General features: G+C 70.3%; 20 protein-coding genes and 1 riboswitch. Of the genes, 9 read left to right on the top strand and 11 right to left on the bottom strand.

The window, feature by feature from the left end; genetic code table 11:
* Positions 1 to 200: 200 nt before the first annotated feature.
* The 3 genes from OIE47_RS15615 to OIE47_RS15605 form a co-directional block, all read right to left on the bottom strand.
* On the bottom strand, positions 201 to 1,871 hold the full coding sequence (locus tag OIE47_RS15615; protein ID WP_326562216.1) for a fumarate hydratase: 1,671 nt from the start codon (positions 1,869 to 1,871) through the stop codon (positions 201 to 203).
* Between the two features lie 101 nt (positions 1,872 to 1,972).
* Positions 1,973 to 3,421: a hypothetical protein gene (locus tag OIE47_RS15610; protein ID WP_326562215.1), complete on the bottom strand. Its 1,449-nt coding sequence runs from the start codon at positions 3,419 to 3,421 to the stop codon at positions 1,973 to 1,975.
* 83 nt (positions 3,422 to 3,504) lie between these two features.
* Positions 3,505 to 4,020 carry an Lrp/AsnC family transcriptional regulator gene (locus tag OIE47_RS15605; protein ID WP_326562214.1) on the bottom strand — a complete coding sequence of 172 codons (516 nt, stop codon included), beginning with the start codon at positions 4,018 to 4,020 and terminating at the stop codon, positions 3,505 to 3,507.
* A gap of 133 nt (positions 4,021 to 4,153) precedes the next feature.
* On the opposite strand from OIE47_RS15605, the gene hppD reads away from it, so the two are divergent.
* The 6 genes from hppD (at position 4,154) to OIE47_RS15575 (ending at position 9,974) form a co-directional block, all read left to right on the top strand.
* Positions 4,154 to 5,362, top strand: coding sequence for a 4-hydroxyphenylpyruvate dioxygenase (gene hppD, locus OIE47_RS15600; protein ID WP_326563107.1), 1,209 nt, complete (start codon positions 4,154 to 4,156; stop codon positions 5,360 to 5,362).
* Positions 5,363 to 5,372: 10 nt separating this feature from the next.
* The gene (locus OIE47_RS15595) at positions 5,373 to 6,122 is read left to right on the top strand and encodes an RDD family protein (protein ID WP_326562213.1); all 750 of its coding nucleotides are present in this window, start codon (positions 5,373 to 5,375) and stop codon (positions 6,120 to 6,122) included.
* Positions 6,119 to 7,141 carry an RDD family protein gene (locus tag OIE47_RS15590; RefSeq protein ID WP_326562212.1) on the top strand — a complete coding sequence of 341 codons (1,023 nt, stop codon included), beginning with the start codon at positions 6,119 to 6,121 and terminating at the stop codon, positions 7,139 to 7,141. The genes OIE47_RS15595 and OIE47_RS15590 overlap by 4 nt, the downstream gene beginning before the upstream one ends.
* Positions 7,138 to 8,256, top strand: a complete 1,119-nt coding sequence (gene hisC / locus OIE47_RS15585) for a histidinol-phosphate transaminase (RefSeq protein ID WP_326562211.1) — start codon at positions 7,138 to 7,140, stop codon at positions 8,254 to 8,256. The genes OIE47_RS15590 and hisC overlap by 4 nt, the downstream gene beginning before the upstream one ends.
* Before the next feature lie 142 nt (positions 8,257 to 8,398).
* On the top strand, positions 8,399 to 8,953 hold the full coding sequence (locus OIE47_RS15580) for a hypothetical protein (protein ID WP_326562210.1): 555 nt from the start codon (positions 8,399 to 8,401) through the stop codon (positions 8,951 to 8,953).
* Between the two features lie 25 nt (positions 8,954 to 8,978).
* Positions 8,979 to 9,974 carry a hypothetical protein gene (locus tag OIE47_RS15575; protein WP_326562209.1) on the top strand — a complete coding sequence of 332 codons (996 nt, stop codon included), beginning with the start codon at positions 8,979 to 8,981 and terminating at the stop codon, positions 9,972 to 9,974.
* A gap of 36 nt (positions 9,975 to 10,010) precedes the next feature.
* On the opposite strand, the gene OIE47_RS15570 is transcribed toward OIE47_RS15575, so the two are convergent.
* Both OIE47_RS15570 and OIE47_RS15565 read right to left on the bottom strand, forming a co-directional pair.
* Positions 10,011 to 11,270, bottom strand: a complete 1,260-nt coding sequence (locus OIE47_RS15570; protein WP_326562208.1) for an outer membrane protein assembly factor BamB family protein — start codon at positions 11,268 to 11,270, stop codon at positions 10,011 to 10,013.
* 54 nt (positions 11,271 to 11,324) lie between these two features.
* On the bottom strand, positions 11,325 to 11,837 hold the full coding sequence (locus OIE47_RS15565; protein ID WP_326562207.1) for an SRPBCC family protein: 513 nt from the start codon (positions 11,835 to 11,837) through the stop codon (positions 11,325 to 11,327).
* Between the two features lie 144 nt (positions 11,838 to 11,981).
* Positions 11,982 to 12,178, top strand: a riboswitch (cobalamin riboswitch).
* Between the two features lie 33 nt (positions 12,179 to 12,211).
* On the opposite strand from OIE47_RS15565, the gene bluB reads away from it, so the two are divergent.
* Positions 12,212 to 12,844 (top strand): 5,6-dimethylbenzimidazole synthase, encoded by a 633-nt coding sequence (gene bluB / locus OIE47_RS15560; RefSeq protein ID WP_326562206.1) that lies wholly within the window; start codon positions 12,212 to 12,214, stop codon positions 12,842 to 12,844.
* 187 nt (positions 12,845 to 13,031) lie between these two features.
* Here bluB and OIE47_RS15555 read toward each other — a convergent pair whose 3' ends face one another.
* The 3 genes from OIE47_RS15555 to OIE47_RS15545 form a co-directional block, all read right to left on the bottom strand.
* Positions 13,032 to 13,229 (bottom strand): DUF397 domain-containing protein, encoded by a 198-nt coding sequence (locus OIE47_RS15555; protein WP_442792158.1) that lies wholly within the window; start codon positions 13,227 to 13,229, stop codon positions 13,032 to 13,034.
* A gap of 143 nt (positions 13,230 to 13,372) precedes the next feature.
* Entirely contained in the window at positions 13,373 to 13,573 is a 201-nt protein-coding gene (locus OIE47_RS15550; protein WP_326562204.1) for a DUF397 domain-containing protein, read from the bottom strand.
* The gene (locus tag OIE47_RS15545) at positions 13,570 to 14,508 is read right to left on the bottom strand and encodes a helix-turn-helix domain-containing protein (RefSeq protein WP_326562203.1); all 939 of its coding nucleotides are present in this window, start codon (positions 14,506 to 14,508) and stop codon (positions 13,570 to 13,572) included. Before OIE47_RS15545 ends, OIE47_RS15550 begins: the two co-directional genes overlap by 4 nt.
* Positions 14,509 to 14,685: 177 nt before the next feature.
* Here OIE47_RS15545 and OIE47_RS15540 point away from each other — a divergent pair, with 177 nt between their 5' ends.
* A complete protein-coding gene (locus tag OIE47_RS15540; RefSeq protein WP_326562202.1) occupies positions 14,686 to 15,273 on the top strand; it encodes a hypothetical protein in 588 nt (195 codons plus the stop codon).
* Positions 15,270 to 15,473: a hypothetical protein gene (locus OIE47_RS15535; protein ID WP_326562201.1), complete on the top strand. Its 204-nt coding sequence runs from the start codon at positions 15,270 to 15,272 to the stop codon at positions 15,471 to 15,473. Before OIE47_RS15540 ends, OIE47_RS15535 begins: the two co-directional genes overlap by 4 nt.
* Before the next feature lie 107 nt (positions 15,474 to 15,580).
* On the opposite strand, the gene OIE47_RS15530 is transcribed toward OIE47_RS15535, so the two are convergent.
* The 3 genes from OIE47_RS15530 to OIE47_RS15520 all read right to left on the bottom strand — a co-directional run bounded on the left by OIE47_RS15530 (position 15,581) and on the right by OIE47_RS15520 (position 18,094).
* On the bottom strand, positions 15,581 to 15,784 hold the full coding sequence (locus OIE47_RS15530; RefSeq protein WP_326562200.1) for a DUF397 domain-containing protein: 204 nt from the start codon (positions 15,782 to 15,784) through the stop codon (positions 15,581 to 15,583).
* 250 nt (positions 15,785 to 16,034) lie between these two features.
* The gene (fahA, locus tag OIE47_RS15525) at positions 16,035 to 17,240 is read right to left on the bottom strand and encodes a fumarylacetoacetase (RefSeq protein WP_326562199.1); all 1,206 of its coding nucleotides are present in this window, start codon (positions 17,238 to 17,240) and stop codon (positions 16,035 to 16,037) included.
* Entirely contained in the window at positions 17,237 to 18,094 is an 858-nt protein-coding gene (locus tag OIE47_RS15520; protein WP_326562198.1) for a hypothetical protein, read from the bottom strand. Before OIE47_RS15520 ends, fahA begins: the two co-directional genes overlap by 4 nt.
* Positions 18,095 to 18,137: the final 43 nt, after the last annotated feature.

Genomic DNA, 18,137 nt, shown 5'->3' with positions numbered 1-18,137 from the left:
ATGGCCCGGCGATAGCGGTCCGGGAGTGATTCGAGAGCGGCCCGGTGCACGATGCGCAGCGGGTTCCCGACGATCGTCGGTCTGCCCTGATCGGGGGCGGTGCACCCGTCGGCGTTTTTTCCTCGACTCCGTGGCCGTGCCACGGAGTCGACTGCGGCGGGTGCACCGGGCGGTCGTACCGGTTCGGGTTGGTCCGGTGGTCAGCGACGGCCGACGGTCAGGACCGGCTTGGTGACCTCGGCGAAGAAGTCGTTGCCCTTGTCGTCGACGACGACGAAGGCCGGGAAGTCCTCGACCTCGATCCGCCAGATCGCCTCCATGCCCAGCTCCGGGTACTCCAGCACCTCGACCCGCTTGATGCAGTCCTGCGCGAGCCGGGCGGCCGGTCCGCCGATCGAACCGAGGTAGAAGCCACCGTGTTCGTGGCAGGAGCGGGTGACCTGGCCGGACCGGTTGCCCTTGGCGAGCATCACCTGCGAGCCGCCGGCCGCCTGGAACTTCTCCACGTACGCGTCCATCCGGCCGGCGGTGGTCGGACCGAACGAGCCGGAGGCGTAACCCTCGGGGGTCTTGGCCGGGCCGGCGTAGTAGACCGCGTGGTCGCGCAGGTACTGCGGCATCGGCTCGCCCGCGTCCAGCCGCTCGGCGATCTTCGCGTGGGCGATGTCCCGGGCCACCACCAGCGGGCCGGTGAGCGAGAGCCGGGTCTTGACCGGGTACTTCGACAGCTCGGCCCGGATCTCGTCCATCGGCCGGTTGAGGTCGATCCGGACCACCTCGGCACCGGCGTCGAGCTGGGTGTCGGTCACGTCGGGCAGGAAGCGCGCCGGGTCGGTCTCCAGCCGCTCCAGCCAGACACCGGAGGGGGTGATCTTCGCCACCGCCTGCCGGTCGGCGGAGCAGGAGACGGCGATCGCCACCGGGCAGGAGGCGCCGTGCCGGGGCAGCCGGACCACGCGCACGTCGTGGCAGAAGTAGCGGCCACCGAACTGGGCGCCGATGCCGAACTGGCGGGTCAGCTCCAGCACCTCCGCCTCCAGCTCGAGGTCACGGAACCCGTGCGCGAGCATCGACCCCTCGGTGGGCAGGGCGTCCAGGTACTTCGCCGAGGCCAGCTTCGCGGTCTTGAGGGCGTACTCGGCGGAGGTGCCGCCGATCACGATCGCCAGGTGGTACGGCGGGCAGGCGGCGGTCCCGATCAGCCGGAGCTTCTCCTCCAGGAACTGCATCATCCTGGTCGGATTGAGCAGCGCCTTGGTCTCCTGGTAGAGGTACGACTTGTTGGCCGAGCCACCGCCCTTGGCCATGAACAGGAACTTGTACGCGTCCGGGTGCCCGTCCGGGTCCTCGGCGTAGATCTCCACCTGGGCGGGCAGGTTGCTGCCGGTGTTGCGTTCGTCCCACATGGTGAGCGGGGCGAGCTGCGAGTAGCGCAGGTTCAGCCGGGTGTACGCCTGGTAGACCCCGCGCGACACCGCCTCGTGGTCGGACCCGTCGGTGAGTACGTGCCGGCCGCGCTTGCCCATCACGATCGCGGTGCCGGTGTCCTGGCACATCGGCAGCACCCCGCCGGCCGCGATGTTGGCGTTGCGCAGCAGGTCGAGCGCGACGAACCGGTCGTTCGGGGAGGCGGCGGGGTCCTCGATGATGGCCCGGAGCTGGGCCAGGTGCGCGGGGCGCAGGTAGTGCGCGATGTCGTGCATCGCCTCGGCGGTCAGCGCGGTCAGCGCGGCGGGCTCCACGGTGAGGAAACGCCGGCCACCCGGCCCGTGTACCACGTCGACACCCTCGTCGGTGATCAGCCGGTATTCGGTCTGGTCGGCACCGACGGGGAGCAAGGGAGCGTAGGAGAACGCGGCGGCACTGCTCATGAGCGGAAAGCCTAGGCCAGCCGACCGGAACCGTCCTAGCCGCCGGGTCGGTCCCGCATCATCCCCGGCCTCCGCGGCGCTGTGCGAGGGCGTGGCGCCGCTCAACCGTCCTTGCCGGAGTCGGCGGGACGGCACTGCTCCATCTTCGGCCCGCCGCAGGTAGGCCCGACGTCACCCGGACCGGCGTCCGGTCCCGGGGAGGTGCCGGGGGCGCCGGGACCCGGCCCCGGTACACCGGCCGCCGTGCCGAATTGGACATAACCGATGTCCCGACCGTCGCCGATCACCATCCCGGCCGAGCCGACCGCGAGCACCTTCGCCGACGTGGCGAGGGTGAGCAGCTCACGTCCGCTGAGCGGGTCGAGGGCGATCACCCGGTTCGGTTTCTCGTCGACCAGTACGGCCGCGGCGCGGGTCAGGGTCGAGGCGCCCTCGGGGCTCAGCGGACGGTTCCACCGGGGGGCGTCGCGACCCAGTTCACGGCCGATGACGGTCTGCCGGTCGGCCGACCGGACCAGCGCGTACCGGTCGTCGACGGAGAGCAGTTTCTCGCCTTCGGCGCCGGACCAGAGGACCCGTCCGTCGTACCCGTCGAGGATCGTCTCGCGCCCGTCCGGGCCGACACCGACCAGTACGCTCTGCCCGCCCTGCGGATCATCCCGCTGTACGCACCCACCGGCGTTGGCGGTGCGCAGGTTGATCCCGGAGCGGCGCCACACCTCCTGCCCGGTGATCGGGTCCCGGGCCAGTACGGTGAAGTAGCAGCTACCGTCCTCGGCGCGGGCCTCGATCCGGAGCATCCGCCCGCCGACGACCACCAGCCGGTCGGCCCGACCGGGCTGTACGTCGCGCAGAACCCGCCCGGTGGCGGTGTCCACGATGTGCACCCGGCCGTCGACGGGGAAGCCGAGCAGGGACGGCATCGTCTCCGGGCCGCTCGCGTCGTCGGCGACGAGTTTGGTGGTCAGCCGTCGGGTGCCGAGGACCTCCGGGTTGTCGGCGAAGAGTCCGGTGCCGACGCCGGGCAGGAACGCGGTCCAGACCGGTTTGGTGCCGCGCGGGTCCCAACGACTCAGGGTGCACTCGCGCGGCTCGGAGCAGCGGACGTCGAGCAGGGCGTTGCGGTAGGTCCAGACTCCGCTGGCCCTGGTGTCGCGTCGGCGTACCGCACCGGTTTCGGGGTCGATCAGCTCGTACCCCTTCTCCAGCAGTTTTCCGGTCGCGACGACCGGGTCGGTCTCGCCGCCGGCGACCGCGGCCCAGTCGGCCTTGCGTTCCCAGAGCTTGCCGCCGGTGGCCAGGCTGCGGGATTCCACGAAGGTGCGTTGCTCGACCACGACGGTGCTGCCGGCGATGGTGACGCTCTTGGGCGTGCCGCCGACCCGCTGCTGCCAGACCACGTCCGGTTCGGAAAGTGGCTGGCTGCGGTTGATCCAGGACACCAGGTTGGGGAAGGGGTTCCAGACCCCGGTGGCCGAGAGCACGATGACCGCGACCAGCATGAAGGCGAGGAACCACTTCGCGCTCCGCCCGGCGCTCCCCTTCGCCATCCGGCTACCGTAGCGACGCGGGAGGGGCAAACGCGGGACGCTCGCCGCCCGTGTCGTCCTGACTTAACGATTTATCAGGGCATTCACCGCGACTTCCCGCCGGCCGCCGGCCCCCCGGCCGCCGCCGAGCGGACCAGCGGGAGCATCCGGTACGGGATCTGCTCGGCCAGGGCGATGATCGTCGAGGCGCGGGCGATCCCCTCGTACGAGACGATCTGGTCGATCACCCGCTGGAGGTCGGTGTTGGACCGGGCGACGATCCGGCAGAGCATGTCGCCGGATCCGGTGATCGTGTGGGCCTCCAGCACCTCGGGGATCTGCCGCAGGTGGGCCGCGACCGGGTCGTGGCCGTGCCGTTGGCTGATCTCGAGGGTGACGAAGGAGGTCACCCCGAACCCGATCGCGGCCGGGGCCAACTCCGGGCCGAACCCCCGGATCACCCCCCGGGCCAGCAGCTTGTCGAGCCGGGCCTGCACCGTGCCCCGGGCCACCCGCAGCCGGCGGGAGCATTCGAGGACCCCGATCCGCGGCTCGGCGGCGAGCAGGTCGATCAGTCTCGCGTCCAGCCGATCGAGCTGGACATCCTGTACAGCGGTCACGGTGGTTCACCATACCGAATGTGCAAGCTGACCAACCGAAAACGTGACGGTTGCTCACCCGGCTACCGGGACGAGATCCTCACCACAGGACGGGTGCTCATCGGCGGGCGCCGGCACGGAGGGAGTCGTGACCATGACCCAGGCGATCGATCGGCCATCGACCGACATCCAGGACGTCGACGTCGACGTGCTGGTCGGCGCGGTCGACCACGACATCACGGCCGACCCCTTCCCGGTACGCGGCATCGACCACATCCAGTTCCTGGTCGGCAACGCGAAGCAGGCCGCGCACTACTACTCCACCGCCTTCGGCATGACCTGTGTCGCGTACCGGGGTCCGGAGCAGGGCTTCCGGGACCACGCCGAGTACGTGCTGACCAGCGGCTCGGCCCGGTTCGTGCTGACCGGCGCGGTGCACGCGAACGCGCCCGGCTCGGACCACGTGGCCAAGCACAGTGACGGGATCCAGGACATCGCCCTGGAGGTACCGGACGTGGACACCGCGTACGCGTACGCCCTCACCCAGGGCGCGACCGCGATCGTCGCCCCGTACGAGGTGACCGACCAGTACGGCACGGTCCGGATGGCGAGCATCGCCACGTACGGCGACACCCGGCACACCCTGGTCGACCGGTCGAAGTACACCGGACCGTTCCTGCCCGGGTTCGTGGCCCGCGGACCGATCGTGAACCGGCAGCCGATGATCGACGCGGGTGTGCAGCCGAAGCGGTTCTTCCAGGCCGTCGACCACGTGGTGGGCAACGTCGAGCTGGGCCGGATGGATGAGTGGGTGGAGTTCTACCGGCGGGTCATGGGCTTCACCAACATGGCCGAGTTCGTCGGGGACGACATCGCGACCGACTACTCGGCGCTGATGTCGAAGGTGGTCGCGAGCGGGACCCGCAAGGTCAAGTTCCCGCTGAACGAGCCGGCGGTGGCCCGGAAGAAGTCGCAGATCGACGAGTACCTGGAGTTCTACGGCGGCCCCGGCGCGCAGCACATCGCGGTCGCCACGAACGACATCCTGGCCAGCGTGGACGCGATGCGGGCGGCCGGGGTGGAGTTCCTGGACACCCCGGACTCGTACTACGACGACCCGGAGCTGCGGGACCGGATCGGCAACGTACGCGCCCCGATCGAGGAGCTGAAGGCCCGCAAGATCCTGGTCGACCGGGACGAGGACGGCTACCTGTTGCAGATCTTCACCAAGCCGGTCCAGGACCGGCCGACGGTCTTCTTCGAGCTGATCGAGCGGCACGGCTCGCTCGGCTTCGGCAAGGGCAACTTCAAGGCGTTGTTCCAGGCGATCGAGCGGGAGCAGGAAGCACGCGGGAACCTGTAACACTGTCCGCGTGACCGCCCCGCCCCCACCCTCGTCGCCGCCGCCCGGCGGGACCCCCACCCCCAACCCCCAGGGACAGGTCCCGCCGGGCGGCCACATCCCGGCACAGGCCGGGCCGCCGCCCGCCCTGTGGTACGGCACACCGCCTCCCGGCCCGTACGGACAGCCCCGGCCGGCCGTACCGCCGCTCTACCGGCCGGGGTATCCGACCCCGCCACCGGTGAGTCCGGCCGGTCAGCCGTTGGCCGAGTTCTCCGACCGGTTCCTGGCCGGGCTGATCGACTACGGGATCTACTTCCTGGTCAGCATGGTCCTCGCGGTGCCCGTGATGATCTACTACTTCACCCGGGTGCTGCCGGACCTGTTCGAGACGAACCCGGACGGCACCCTGGTCGAGCCGGACTTCCTCGCCCTCCTCGGGCCGATGCTGCTGATGGAGCTCGCCCTGTTCGTGGTCCTGCTCGCGCTGGCGTACGTCTACCACGTCGAGATGATGTTCCGGACCGGTCAGACGATCGGGAAGCGGATCATGAAAATCCGGGTGGTGCCGCTGGACCCGAACGCCACCCTCACCCGTGGTGCCGCGGTCAAGCGCTACCTGGTGCAGTTCCTGGCCGGCTCGCTCGTACCGCTCCTGATCTACCTCGACGTGCTCTGGCAACTGTGGGACAAGCCGTACCAACAGTGCCTCCACGACAAGGCCGCCCGGACGGCAGTCGTTAAGGTTCCCAGGGTGAACGAACTGAGGTTGGCGCCATGACGGTGCAACCGGGCTGGTACACCGACCCCGCCGAGCCGAACACCCAGCGCTACTGGGACGGCGGCGGCTGGATCGGTGCGCCACTGCCCGCCGACGCCACCCCGCCGCCGGGTCCGCCGCCCGCCGAGCCGGAGCCGCCGACCAGCCCGGCGCCCGGCACACCGGCAACGGACGCGCCCGGTTCACCCGGTGGAACGGGGACGACCACCACCGCCACCCCGACTGCGCGCCCGACGAGCGGCCTGCCGGGCGTACCCGGATCACCGGTCCAGCCCGGTCCGCCCGGAGCGCCACCGGTGAACGGCGTACCGCCGTGGCCGGGCGCGGTCGGTCCGCCCTCGCCCGGCCAGGGCGGTCCGGTGCCGCCGGCCTGGGGGTACCCGCCCTCCGTGTTCCCGGTCTTCCAGGAGCCACGGCCGCACGGCAAGGCGCTGGCACCGCTCGGTGCCCGGCTCGCCGCCCGCCTGATCGACATCGGCGCCGTCCTGCTGCTCAACGTCCTGGTCAACGGCTGGTTCGTCTGGCGGTACGTGGAGGAGATCGGCCCGGTCTACCGGGAGATCGTCCGCCGGTCGGTGGCCGGCAACTCCTCCACCGAGGGTCTGCCCCCGGTCAGCGCACAGGCCGACTGGCTGCTCCTGGTCATCCTGGTGATCGCCGCCGCGCTCTGGTTCGCGTACGAGGTGCCGTCGGTGGCGAACACCGGACAGACCTTCGGCAAGCGCGTACTCCGGCTCAAGGTCGTTTCGCTCGGCACCGACGAGAAGCTCGGTTTCGGTCGCTCCGCCCGCCGGTGGAACACGCTCGGCCTGCCGACCTTCTTCTGGTACTGCTGCGGTCTCGGTTTCCTGCTGCAACTCGTCGACTGTGCCTTCGTGCTCTTCGACCGACCGCTGCGCCAGGCCCTGCACGACAAACGCGCGCAGACCGTCGTCGTACGGCTCGACCGGTCGGTCGACACCCCGTCCCCGCCGCCCACGGCAGACCGTGGCGACACCCCAGGAGGTCCCACGTCATGACCGGCCGCGACCCCAGCCAGCCGAACCGGCTGACCCGAGCCGACCTGGCCGGGCTGCCAAACTACGTACCCGGACGCAGCCCCGCCGACCTGGCCCGTGAACTCGGCCTGCCCGAGGCGATCAAGCTGGCCAGCAACGAGGTGCCGTACGGCCCGCTGCCGGGTGTGGTGGAGGCGGTCGCCGAGGCGGCTGCCGGTATGCACCGCTACCCCGACCTGGCGGCGGTGGCCCTGCGGGACGCCCTGGCCGAGCACTACGACGTGGCGGCGGACCGGATCGCGACCGGCTGTGGTTCGGTGGCGCTCGCCGAGCACCTGGTACGGGTCACCAGCCTGCCGGGTGACGAGGTGGTCTACTCCTGGCGGTCGTTCGAGGCGTACCCGATCATCGCGGCGACCAGCGCGGCGACCAGCGTACGGGTGCCGAACACGAGCGGGCACGGGCACGACCTGGCGGCGATGGCCGGTGCGATCACCGACCGGACCCGGCTGATCTTCGTCTGCAACCCGAACAACCCGACCGGCACCAGCCTGCGCCGGGCCGAGCTGGACCGGTTCATGGACGCGGTTCCGGACGACGTCCTGGTGGTGTTCGACGAGGCGTACCGGGAGTTCGTCACCGACCCCGACGTCCCGGACGCGCTGGTCACGTACGGCGACCGGCCGAACGTGGTGATCCTGCGGACGCTGTCGAAGGCGTGGGGCCTGGCCGGGCTGCGGATCGGCTTCCTGGTCGCGCACCCGGAGGTGGCCGCCGCGGTCCGCAAGGTGGTCACCCCGTTCTCCAGCAGCATCGTCGCCCAGGCCGGGGCGCTCGCCGCGCTCGCACAGGCCGAGGAGGTACGCCGCCGGTGCGCGCTGGTGGTGGCCGAGCGGGACCGGGTGACCGAGGCGCTGCGCAAGCTGCTGCCGGAGGTGCCGGAGAGCCAGGCGAACTTCGTCTGGCTGCCGCTGTCCGGGGTGCCGGGGCAGGGTGACCGGGCGGTGGAGTTCGCCCGCGCGTGTGAGGCGCGTGGCGTGATCGTCCGCCCGTTCCCGGGCGAGGGCGTACGGGTCACCATCGGTACGCCGGCCGAGAACGACGCCTTCCTTGCCGTCGCGGAGTCGGTCCTCTGATCGGCTTTGCCAGCAGTAGTCCCGATTTGGTCCGTTTTATGGGTATCACGGCTCTAGCTCCTTTATGTTTCGAAGTGCCCCGTAGCGCCACACCTGGGCGCCACGACCTGATCGACACTTCAAGGAAGCCGAGGCTAGAGCCGTGCGCATTGGCAAAATTCTTCTCGTCGGCACCGCCGCCGTAGCGGCCGTAGGGTTCGCCGCAGCGCCCGCTGCGGCGGCACCCACCGACACCACCGTCGTCAGCTTCGACATCGAAGCCGGCACTCTCGACATCCTGGCGCCCGCCACCGCCGACATCGGCGGCGGCCCGCCCGGCACCGACATCACCGGCACCATCGGCCCGGTCACCGTCACCGACTCCCGCGCCTCGGACGACGGCTCCTGGGTGGCCAGCGTGATCTCGACCGACTTCACCACCGGTGCAGCCACCCCGTCGGAGACGATCCTCGCCAGCGAGGTCGAGTACTGGTCGGGTGAGTCCACCGCGACCACGGGTGACGGCACCTTCGAGGAGGGGCAGACCGCCGCGGGCGACGCCGAGGTGCTCGACAACGTCGTGCCGGTGATCGCCTTCACCCACACCGGCGGCACCGGAAACAACTCCGCCACCTGGAACCCGAGCCTGATCGTCCACGCACCGCTGGACAGCCAGGCCGGCACCTACACCGGGACGGTGACGCATTCGGTGGCGTAGCCGCCGGAGCCGGTCGGCACGTCACGTGTCCCTGGCGCTGCTGTGCCTCGCTGGCCTGGGCCTTCCCGCCCGGGCCAGCGCGGCCGAGCCGGACCCCGACCTGGGGAGCATCGGCATCCAGTTGCTCGAGGGACCGGCCGACCGCCGCGAGGACCCTCGCGCCCGGCGCTACATCGTCGACCACCTGCCACCCGGCACGGTCGTCAAGCGGCAGATGCTGGTGGCGAACAAGACCGACAAACGGCAGGAGATCGAGCTGTACCCGGCCGCCGCGACCGTGGCGGACGCCCGGTTCCAGTTCGGTGAGGGGCGCACCCCGAACGAGCTGTCGTCGTGGATCTCGCTCGACCGCAAGAAGGTGGAGCTGGAGCCCGGCGACGAGGCCCGGTTCCGGGCCACCATCACCGTGCCACCGGCGGCACCGAAGGGCGAACGGTACGCGGTGATCTGGGCCTCGATCGCCTCGGAGGCCAACCCCGACGCGAACGTCAACAAGATCCACAGAGTCGGTGTCCGGACCTACCTCGACATCGGGATCGGCGGCGAGCCGCCCTCCAGTTTCGAGATCGGCGACCTGGTCCCGGCCCGGGACACCCTCGGCGTCCCCTCGGTACGCATCGCCGTCAAGAACACGGGCGAGCGGGCCCTGGACCTGACCGGCTCGGTCACCCTCTCCGACGGTCCGGCCGGCATGCAAGCCGGCCCGTTCGACGTGGTCGAGGGCACCACGCTTGCACCCGGTGAGTCCGGAACGGTGCTCGCGACTCTCCCCGCCGAGATACCCAACGGACCCTGGCAGATCGACGTCAACCTGGAAAGCGGCCAGGTCAAGGAGAGCCTTTCCGCGAGGATCACCTTCCCCGACCCGGGCAGGGTCGGCAAGCCCAGTTCGCCCCTGAGCCGCTTCGACTCGCCGTGGGTCCTGGCCGCCGCGTCACTGGTGGGCCTGATCCTGATCGCCGTACTGGTGCTCCTGATCCGCCGCCGTTCCCGGCGCCACCGGTACGACATGTCGGCCTAGGCACGACCGGGAAGACCCCTGGCCGCCGGCGCCGAGTCAGCTGGCGGCCAGGATCACCGGCTGCGGGGCGGCGTAGAACTGCGCGTCGGCCGCGTCCGGGGGCGCCGCCTGCGCCAACCGCTCCACCGCGACAAAACCGTCCGCCGCGTACGCGAAACCGGGGCGCCAGGGCACCACCTCGTCACCGGCGACGAGCGGGAAGCTCGACCGCTGCGCCCCGGTGGTCGAGTTCAGGGTGATCAACTCGTGCCCGTCGGTGAGCAGGTGCACCAAACCCGGCTGTACGGCGACGATCCGCATCGGCCCCGGCCCCGTACGCCGCCACAACTCGGTCCCTTCCCGGACCGAACGGGCCACCAGTTCGTTCCCGCTCGGGGTGAGCGCCACGTCTCCTTCGAGCACCGCCTCGGTCGGGTCGAGCAGCGGCATCGGGGTCGGTTCGCCCCGGTCCACCAGCCAACCTCGGCTGTTGCCGGCGCTGGTGGTCCGCAGCGCCGGACAGTTCGAGCCGCCGTTGCCGCAGCCCACCGGCACCACCGCCAACTCCGGCCCGGCGTCCTCCGGCCGCCACCGGTTCACCATGCGGCCGGTCTCCACGTCGTGGAACTCCGCCACCTGAGGGGACGCGCAGGCGTCGACGGTGACGAGCTGACCGGCGGTGGTGGTGAGCGCCCCGGCCCGGCAGGAGCCGTCGATGTCGATCCGCCACAACTCGTGCCCGTCGGACAGGTCCAGACCGCGCAGCCCGGACCCGCCGATCACCACCAGTACGGCGCGCCCCCCGCTGCCGGTGGCCGGGATCAGTCCGGCGGGGGTGTAGACGGTGCTCGCCCCGGTGCGGCGGCCGTCGTACCCGTGTCCTGGTGGTGGCCCGTCGGCCCGCCACCGGATCCGGCCGGTCCGGGCGTCCAGCGCGACCAGGTCGCCGTCCGACCAACGGCTGACCACGGTGGTCCCGCTGGCCACGATGCCGATCAGCTCGGCCGGCCAGCGCCGGTAGGACCAGTACGGCGTGCGCCGGGTCCGGGCGTCGACCGGTTCGTCGGCCCGGATCTGGCGGGCGGTGGCGTAGACCCGCAACCGGCCGTCCACGATCAGCGGGGCGGACGCGAGCGTGCCGACCACCCCGGTCGCCGCCCGCACCGGGGCCGGATAGTCGGCGCGGGCAGGGGTGAGCACCTCGGCGGGGGCGAGCACGCGGAAGGTGACCACGGCTGCCGCCGCGACGACCAGCACCGCCACCAGCGCGACCACAGCCGGCCGGCGCCGGCCCCACACGCGGCCCCGCGATCGCATCCAGTACCTCCGCTGGGCACCCTACCGAGACAGCCCCGACGTGCGGCTGGCAGGTCAGGCGGCAGCGGCCGGATCACCGCGATGATCATGATTGGTCGAGGTGACCACGGCGGCCAGGTCGGCAAGGTCACGTCGCAGCGCACCCTCGACGGTACGGGCCGCGAGTCCGCCGAACACCAGCGCGAGGAGCCGGGCGTACGGTGCCGTGACCGCGCCCTCCTGCACCACGCTGACCGCGGTCCAGCCACTGCGCCGCCGCCGACGTCGCCCCTGGACCGGGGTGAACGTGTACGCGGTCCGGTAGTCGACGCCTACGCCGGACGAGCTGACGGTGAGCCGGTGCGGTGGGCTGAACTCCTCCACCCGGAACTCCTCCAGCAACTCGGTGCCGTCCGGCAGGTGATGACTCTCCCGCCAGACCGTGCCGACCCGCGTCGGACCGGGGGTGAGCACCTCGATCCCGCTGATCGTGGAGAGCCAGTCGGATCGGCCGGGCAGGTCGGTGAAGACCCGCCACAACTCCTCGGCGGACGCCTGCACCAGCCGGGTCACCGCTACCGTCGCCATCACACCTCCCGAACCTCCACCGTACGGGGGGTGACCGACCATTAACGCGAACATTCGCGGAAGGCGACGAGAACGTGACCCGAGTGACGATCGAACCCGCCGCACTCGGATCCGGGAGCCGGTCCCGCTAGGGTTCGGACCGGCACGAACTGTTGCGAGGTGCCCCGCGCGAGCGGGGAGAATCGGGAAGCCGGTGTGATTCCGGCACGGGCCCGCCGCGGTGACCGGGGAGCTGCCACCCACGCGTACGAGACGCAGCCACTGGCCCGAACAGGGCTGGGAAGGCGGGTGACCAGCGCAGATCCGGAAGTCCGAAGACCGGCCTCGCTGTCACCAGCCCCTCTGTGGGGGCGCGAGCGCAGCGGGAGCCTGCCTTGGACACCGATCTCTACGACGTCATCCACCGTCGCCGGGACGTACGCGCCCAGTTCACCGGTGCCCCGATCCCGGACGAGGTGCTGCACCGCGTCCTGACGGCGGCGCACGCCGCGCCGAGTGTGGGGCTGTCCCAGCCCTGGGACTTCGTCCTGGTCCGGGATCCGGACCTGCGGCAGGAGTTCCACCGGCACGTGGAGCGGGAGCGGGACACCTTCGCGTCCACTCTGGACGGCGAAGCCGCCGAACGCTTCGCCCGGATCAAAATCGACGGCGTACGCGAGTCGACCCTGTCGATCGTCGTCACGTACGACCCGGAGCGGGGTGGACCAGCCGTGCTCGGTCGGCACGCGATCGCCGACGCCGGCCTCTACTCGGTCTGCCTGGCGATCCAGAACCTGTGGCTGGCCGCCAGCGCCGAGCGGCTCGGGGTCGGCTGGGTGTCGTTCTACCGGGAGCCGTTCCTGCGGGAACTGCTCGGCATCCCCGCCACCATCCGCCCGGTCGCCTGGCTCTGCCTCGGCCCGGTGACCCACTTCGAGCAGACCCCCGACCTGGAACGACACGGCTGGCGTCAACGCCGTCCCCTGTCGGCGGCGATCCACCAGGACCGCTGGCGTCCCTCCGTCTGATTCTGGATCGGGCTCGCCTACTCAGACTCGCCAGCGAGTGGCCGGACACATCCCCTACCAGCGCCTCACCAACCACTGACCCGTCAAGCGGAAGTGCCGGCTTGCGAAGCATGATCACTGCGCTCTGAGCTGTTCTCATGACCACCCGCAGAACAGCTCAGCGCGCGTGGATCATCGTCACCCACCCTCAGCGCCGGAAGGCACCGGACTTCGCACCGGCAACGAACGCCGCCCAACCCGCTGGCCCTACCACCAGCACCGGTCCAGCCGCATCCTTTGAGTCACGCACACGCACTACGCCCACGAGGTTGTCCGCCACCTCAACACAATCGCCCTGGCTGTTCGAGCGGCTGCTCTTGCGCCAACGGGCATCCAAAAGATTGATCACGACTCACTCCCTGCCGAGACATCGAAGCACATGTCAGTTGGCGCGGCATACGGCAGTCAAACGATGATCATTGCGCTCTGAGCTGTTCTCACGACCACCCGCAGAACAGCTCAGCGCGCGTGGATCATGAACTTCCACCCTCAGCGCTTGAACGCACCGGACTTCGTACCGGCAACGAACGCCACCCAACCAGCCGGCTCCACCACCAGCACCGGCCCAGCCACGTCCTTCGAGTCACGAACCCCGACAACCCCCACCAGGTTGTCCGCCACCTCAACACACTGACCTTGGTCGTTTGAACGACTGCTCTTGCGCCAACGGGCACCTGAAAGATTGCTCACGACTCATACTCCCTCGCCGTGCGCACGAACACGTCGCGCGATGCGGCCTCGTCCAGCGCCGACGCAGTGAGGTCCTCGAAGGCGAGGGTGTACCGCGCGGCCTCGGCTGGCTTGTCCAGGTAGAGGGCGCCGGTCAGGCCCTCCACGTAGATTGTCGTGGGTTCGTGGCGCTTCGGAAAGTCCATGATGGTGAATCCGCCAACCATCGTGGCACCGTGTATACCAGCGCTGAACGGCAGCAAACGGATGGATACGTTGGGCAGCTCACTTGCCTCGGCCAGCCGGCGCAACTGACCCGCCATCACCGCCCCGCTCCCGACCGGCCGACGAATGACGGCTTCGTCGAGCATCACGTCGAAGACCGGTGCTTGCGGGTCGAGTCGGGTCAGCAGACGAGCCCTGCTCATCCGCACAGCAACACGCCGCTCGATCTCCTCGGAAGACAGCTTCAGCACGCTTCTCGTGAACACCGCCGTGGCGTACTCCCTGGTTTGCAGGACGCCGGACACGAGATCGGTGTGGTACTCGCGAAGCTTGCTCGCGGCCTCTTCGAGACCGATGAACAGCTCGAACCAGGGCGGGATCTCGGAATAGTCGTGCCACCAGCCCTTGGACTTGGTGTGCGGGGCGATGGCGGTGAGGGCGGTGGTGGTCTGCTCGTCGGCGCCGTACAGCTCGCACATGGCCTTCACGTCGAGCGCGCGTACGGCCAGTTCGCCGCCTTCGAGGCGCCACAGCTTGGTGACCGACCACTCCAGCGCGCGGGCGGCATCCACCTGCGGGATGCGTGCCTCGTGTTCGCGTAGTCGACGCAGTTCCCGGCCGAGCTGTCGACGTGGGACGGTCGACCCGACAACGGACTCCGGCATGGTGCTCCCCCCGGCCTGTGCACCGTCCACTCGTCCGGTCGTGCTGTCGGCAAAGACGATGCGCACTCGCCCGATGTCGGGCCTCGGCTATTCGTACCTATCTCTACCACATCCCGTGGTGACCATTGCGTCACCGAAACGGATCGAGGAAGACTCAGGTTGTCCCGATAATCAACCGAAACACGCCCGAACCGGGCGCGATTCGCCATGCCCGATGACAGGGCGGGCGGGTCTGGAGGCGAGATGCGCACAGCCCTGGCCGGCCAGTCCGATCCCGAGGATCCGGACCCGCAACAGCAGCCGTCCCCGCCCGACAACCAGTCCGACCGTCACGACGAGAACGAGTCCGGCGCCCGACCCGTCGAGCCGTCGTCGCGGGATCAACCGGGGACCCGGCTGGCCGAGGCGGCGCATATGATCATCTTCTCGCGGCATCTCTGGCCCGTGCTCATAGGCCGATCGCACCGCATCATCGACGCGCACCGCGACAACCGGATGTGTGACCGGTGTGCCGCACCCGGCGACTGCCACCTCCTCCGTGGGGCGCGGGTCGAGATCGGCACCTTCGACCCACCCCCGGGTACGCCGATCAGGCTCCTGCCCGGCGAATGGTCACACTGCGCCGGTCGCGATCCCGGCGAAACCGTGGACCTGCATGTCCTCAGGGTGCACATCGATCGGGCGCATTCCAACGACCAGGAGGTCTGGGTCACCGGGCATCTGCCGGAGTGTTCCTGGCAGTCCGCCGAGCGGCACCCACCGTGTGTCGAACTCCTCGCCCGGGTGGAGGCCCTGATCCGCGAGGCGAGAACTCGGGCGAGGGCCCGGTGAGTCGCAACCTTGAGCCGATCACGGTGGCGACGCTTCAGATGGCGGCGGGTCTGACGATCCGGCAGCACGAACCCGGCGGCAACACCTGGAATCCGGGCACCTGCTGGCAGTGCACGCCCACCGGCTGCCCGCAACTCGCCTGGGCGTACGAGGTGCGCGACGGCGGCGCAGCCGCTTATCCCGTACCGATGAGGTCTTGATTCTGTCTGGTGCCGGCGGCAACCGGCGCCGGACGCAAAAGGGCGGCCCCGGCCAGTCACGGAATGGGCGGGGCCGCCCGGAAACCAGACGTTGCGGTTGGTCTGAATCAGCCGTCGAAGGCGCCGGATCGTGCCGCGCCGACGAACGCGGACCAGTCGTTCGGGCTGAAGGCCAGCACCGGACCGGTGACGTCCTTGGAGTCGCGGACACCCACGACGTCGGCCATGTTGTCGGCCACCTCCACACACCAGCCCTGGTCGTTCGAGCGGGTGCTCTTACGCCACGCCGCGCGCGCGAGATCGATCTGCATTTTATACCCCTTTGGTCCACGTTTATGCACATATTTGTGCACAAGTCGGTATTCTTTCACGGCGCAGAGTGCGACACGCGTTACCGAGTGCAACATGCCGGAGAACAGCGGCAGCCCTACGGACGTCCTGTGCGATGGGCGCAACGGACAGCGCACCTCGCCCGTTCCACAATCGATGGACGAGCGCTGTCTCTCCGACCGTCGGTGCGAGTCCGGCTCGCTATAGCCGCACTGCCGCGACCCGGAAGGGTTACCGGCGGGCGGGGGTGATGGTGCCGGTTACCTCGCCCAGGGCGAGGGGGCGGCCGTCCGGGCCAGGTGCGGTGGCGGTGATGGTGATGGTGTCGCCGTCTTCGAGGAAGGTACGGGTGGTGCCGTCGGTCAGCTTCAACAGCTCGCTGCCGCCCCAGCTCAGCTCCAGGAATGACCCGACCTGGTCGCGCCGGTCACCCGAGACCGTGCCCGAGGCGTAGAGGTCGCCGGAGCGTACGGAGGCGCCGTTGACGGTCAGGTGGGCCAACTGCTGGGCCGGGGTCCAGTACATGCCGGCGAACGGCGGCTCGCTCACCCGACTGCCGTTCCAGTCCACGGCCAGACGCAGGTCGAGGCCGAGGTGCGGGTCGTCGCGCAGGTAGTCGAGAACCGGCGGGTCCTGCTCCGGCGCGGGCACCCAGGCGTGCGCCAGCGCGTCCAGGGGCACCACCCAGGGCGAGATCGAGGTGGCGAACGACTTGCCCAGGAACGGGCCGAGCGGGCGATACTCCCAGTTCTGCAGGTCCCGGGCGGACCAGTCGTTGAGCAGTACGACCCCGAAGACGTACTCGGCGAAGTCCTCGACCGGGACCCGGTCACCGAGGGCGGACGGCAGCCCCACCACAAAGCCGACCTCGGCCTCGATGTCGAGCCGGATCGAGGGTCCGTACACCGGACCGTCCGGGGTGGAGCGCTGCCCGCAGGGACGGACGATCGGCGTACCGGAGACGACCACCGTGCCGGCCCGCCCGTGGTAGCCGATCGGCAGGTGTTTCCAGTTCGGCAGCAGCGGCGGCTCACCGGGACGGAAGATCTGGCCCACGTTGCTCGCGTGCTGCTCCGAGGAGTAGAAGTCGACGTAGTCACCGACCTCGAACGGCAGCACCATGGCCACCTCGGCGAGCGGGACCAGCAGTGGCGCCACCGCCGCCCGGTGCCCGGTCTCGGTGAGCAGTTCCACGATCCGCTGCCGGACGGTGCCCCACTGGGCGTGCCCGAGCGCCATGAACCCGTTGAGTGACGGCTCGCGCAGCGCACCGCCGGCCAGGATCAGCCCGGCCGCCTCCGCGCCGTCGAGGTCGAGGACGGATTCCCCGATCCGTACGCCGATCCGCCGCGCACCCTCGTCGCCGCGCACGAACACGCCGTACGGCAGGTTGTGCACGTCGTACGGCGAACCCGCCGCGCCCTCGACCCAGCTCACTCGGTCTCCCCCTGGTTCATCAGCCCGAGTCGGGCCAGGTCGGTCAGTGGTTCGTCGATGCTGCACGAGCCGAAGCCGCGCCAGAGCGGCCGGGACCGGTCGCGGCGGATCCGGGCCGGCTCGACCAGGCGCAGCGGGTCGCTGCTGGCGAGCAGTTCGGCGATCTCGGCCACCTCGGCGTCCTCGGCCGCAGCCAGGGTGGCGACCAGTACGTTGACAAAACCGTGGTGGGTGAAGCCGGTCTCCGGGTCGGTGTGCCGCAGCGCGTGGTGCAGCCCGGCGGTGAGCTTGAACGGCAGGTCCCGGTCCCGGCAGGCGCGGATGACGGCGGCCAGTTCGACCGGGCTGGGGAAGAGTTCGGCGGCGAGCCCTCCGGTTCGGAACTTCGCCGCGATCCGTACGCCGTCCGCCCGTGCCCGCGCGATCCGGTCCAGGGCGGCGAGCAGCCCCCAGGTGAGCGGGACCTCGGCGTAGAGGTCCATCGTCGGCAGGTTGGTGCCGAGTGCGAGGAGTTCGGTCAGTCCGGGCAGCGGGTCCTCGCCGCGCTTGGCGACCGCCGCTTCGAGTTGCCGTGGGACCAGCCGGGGGTCGGCCGCCGCGAGCAGGCCGGACAGGCGGTGGATCGGCACGTCTGTGATCACGCCCACCTCGATCCGCTCGTCCGGACTCAGGAGGGCGGGCAGGTGAACGAGTGCCGAGGCCGGGACGAGCAGGGGGCCGACGAGGTCGGCGTACCAGGCGGTCCGGTGCGCCCGGTGGGCGATGACGGCGTCGTCCAGCGACGCGCTGCCGGGCGGGAAGACGGCCGCGTCGTCGACCAGGCCGGCGAAGAGCCGGGGCACCTGCGTTGACACGAACAGAGAACTTACGGGACGCTACGACTAACGGACAACAGCG

The organism is Micromonospora sp. NBC_01796 (assembly GCF_035917455.1).
Taxonomy (GTDB): Bacteria; Actinomycetota; Actinomycetes; order Mycobacteriales; family Micromonosporaceae; genus Micromonospora_G.
This window is presented reverse-complemented; position numbering and strand designations above follow the sequence as displayed.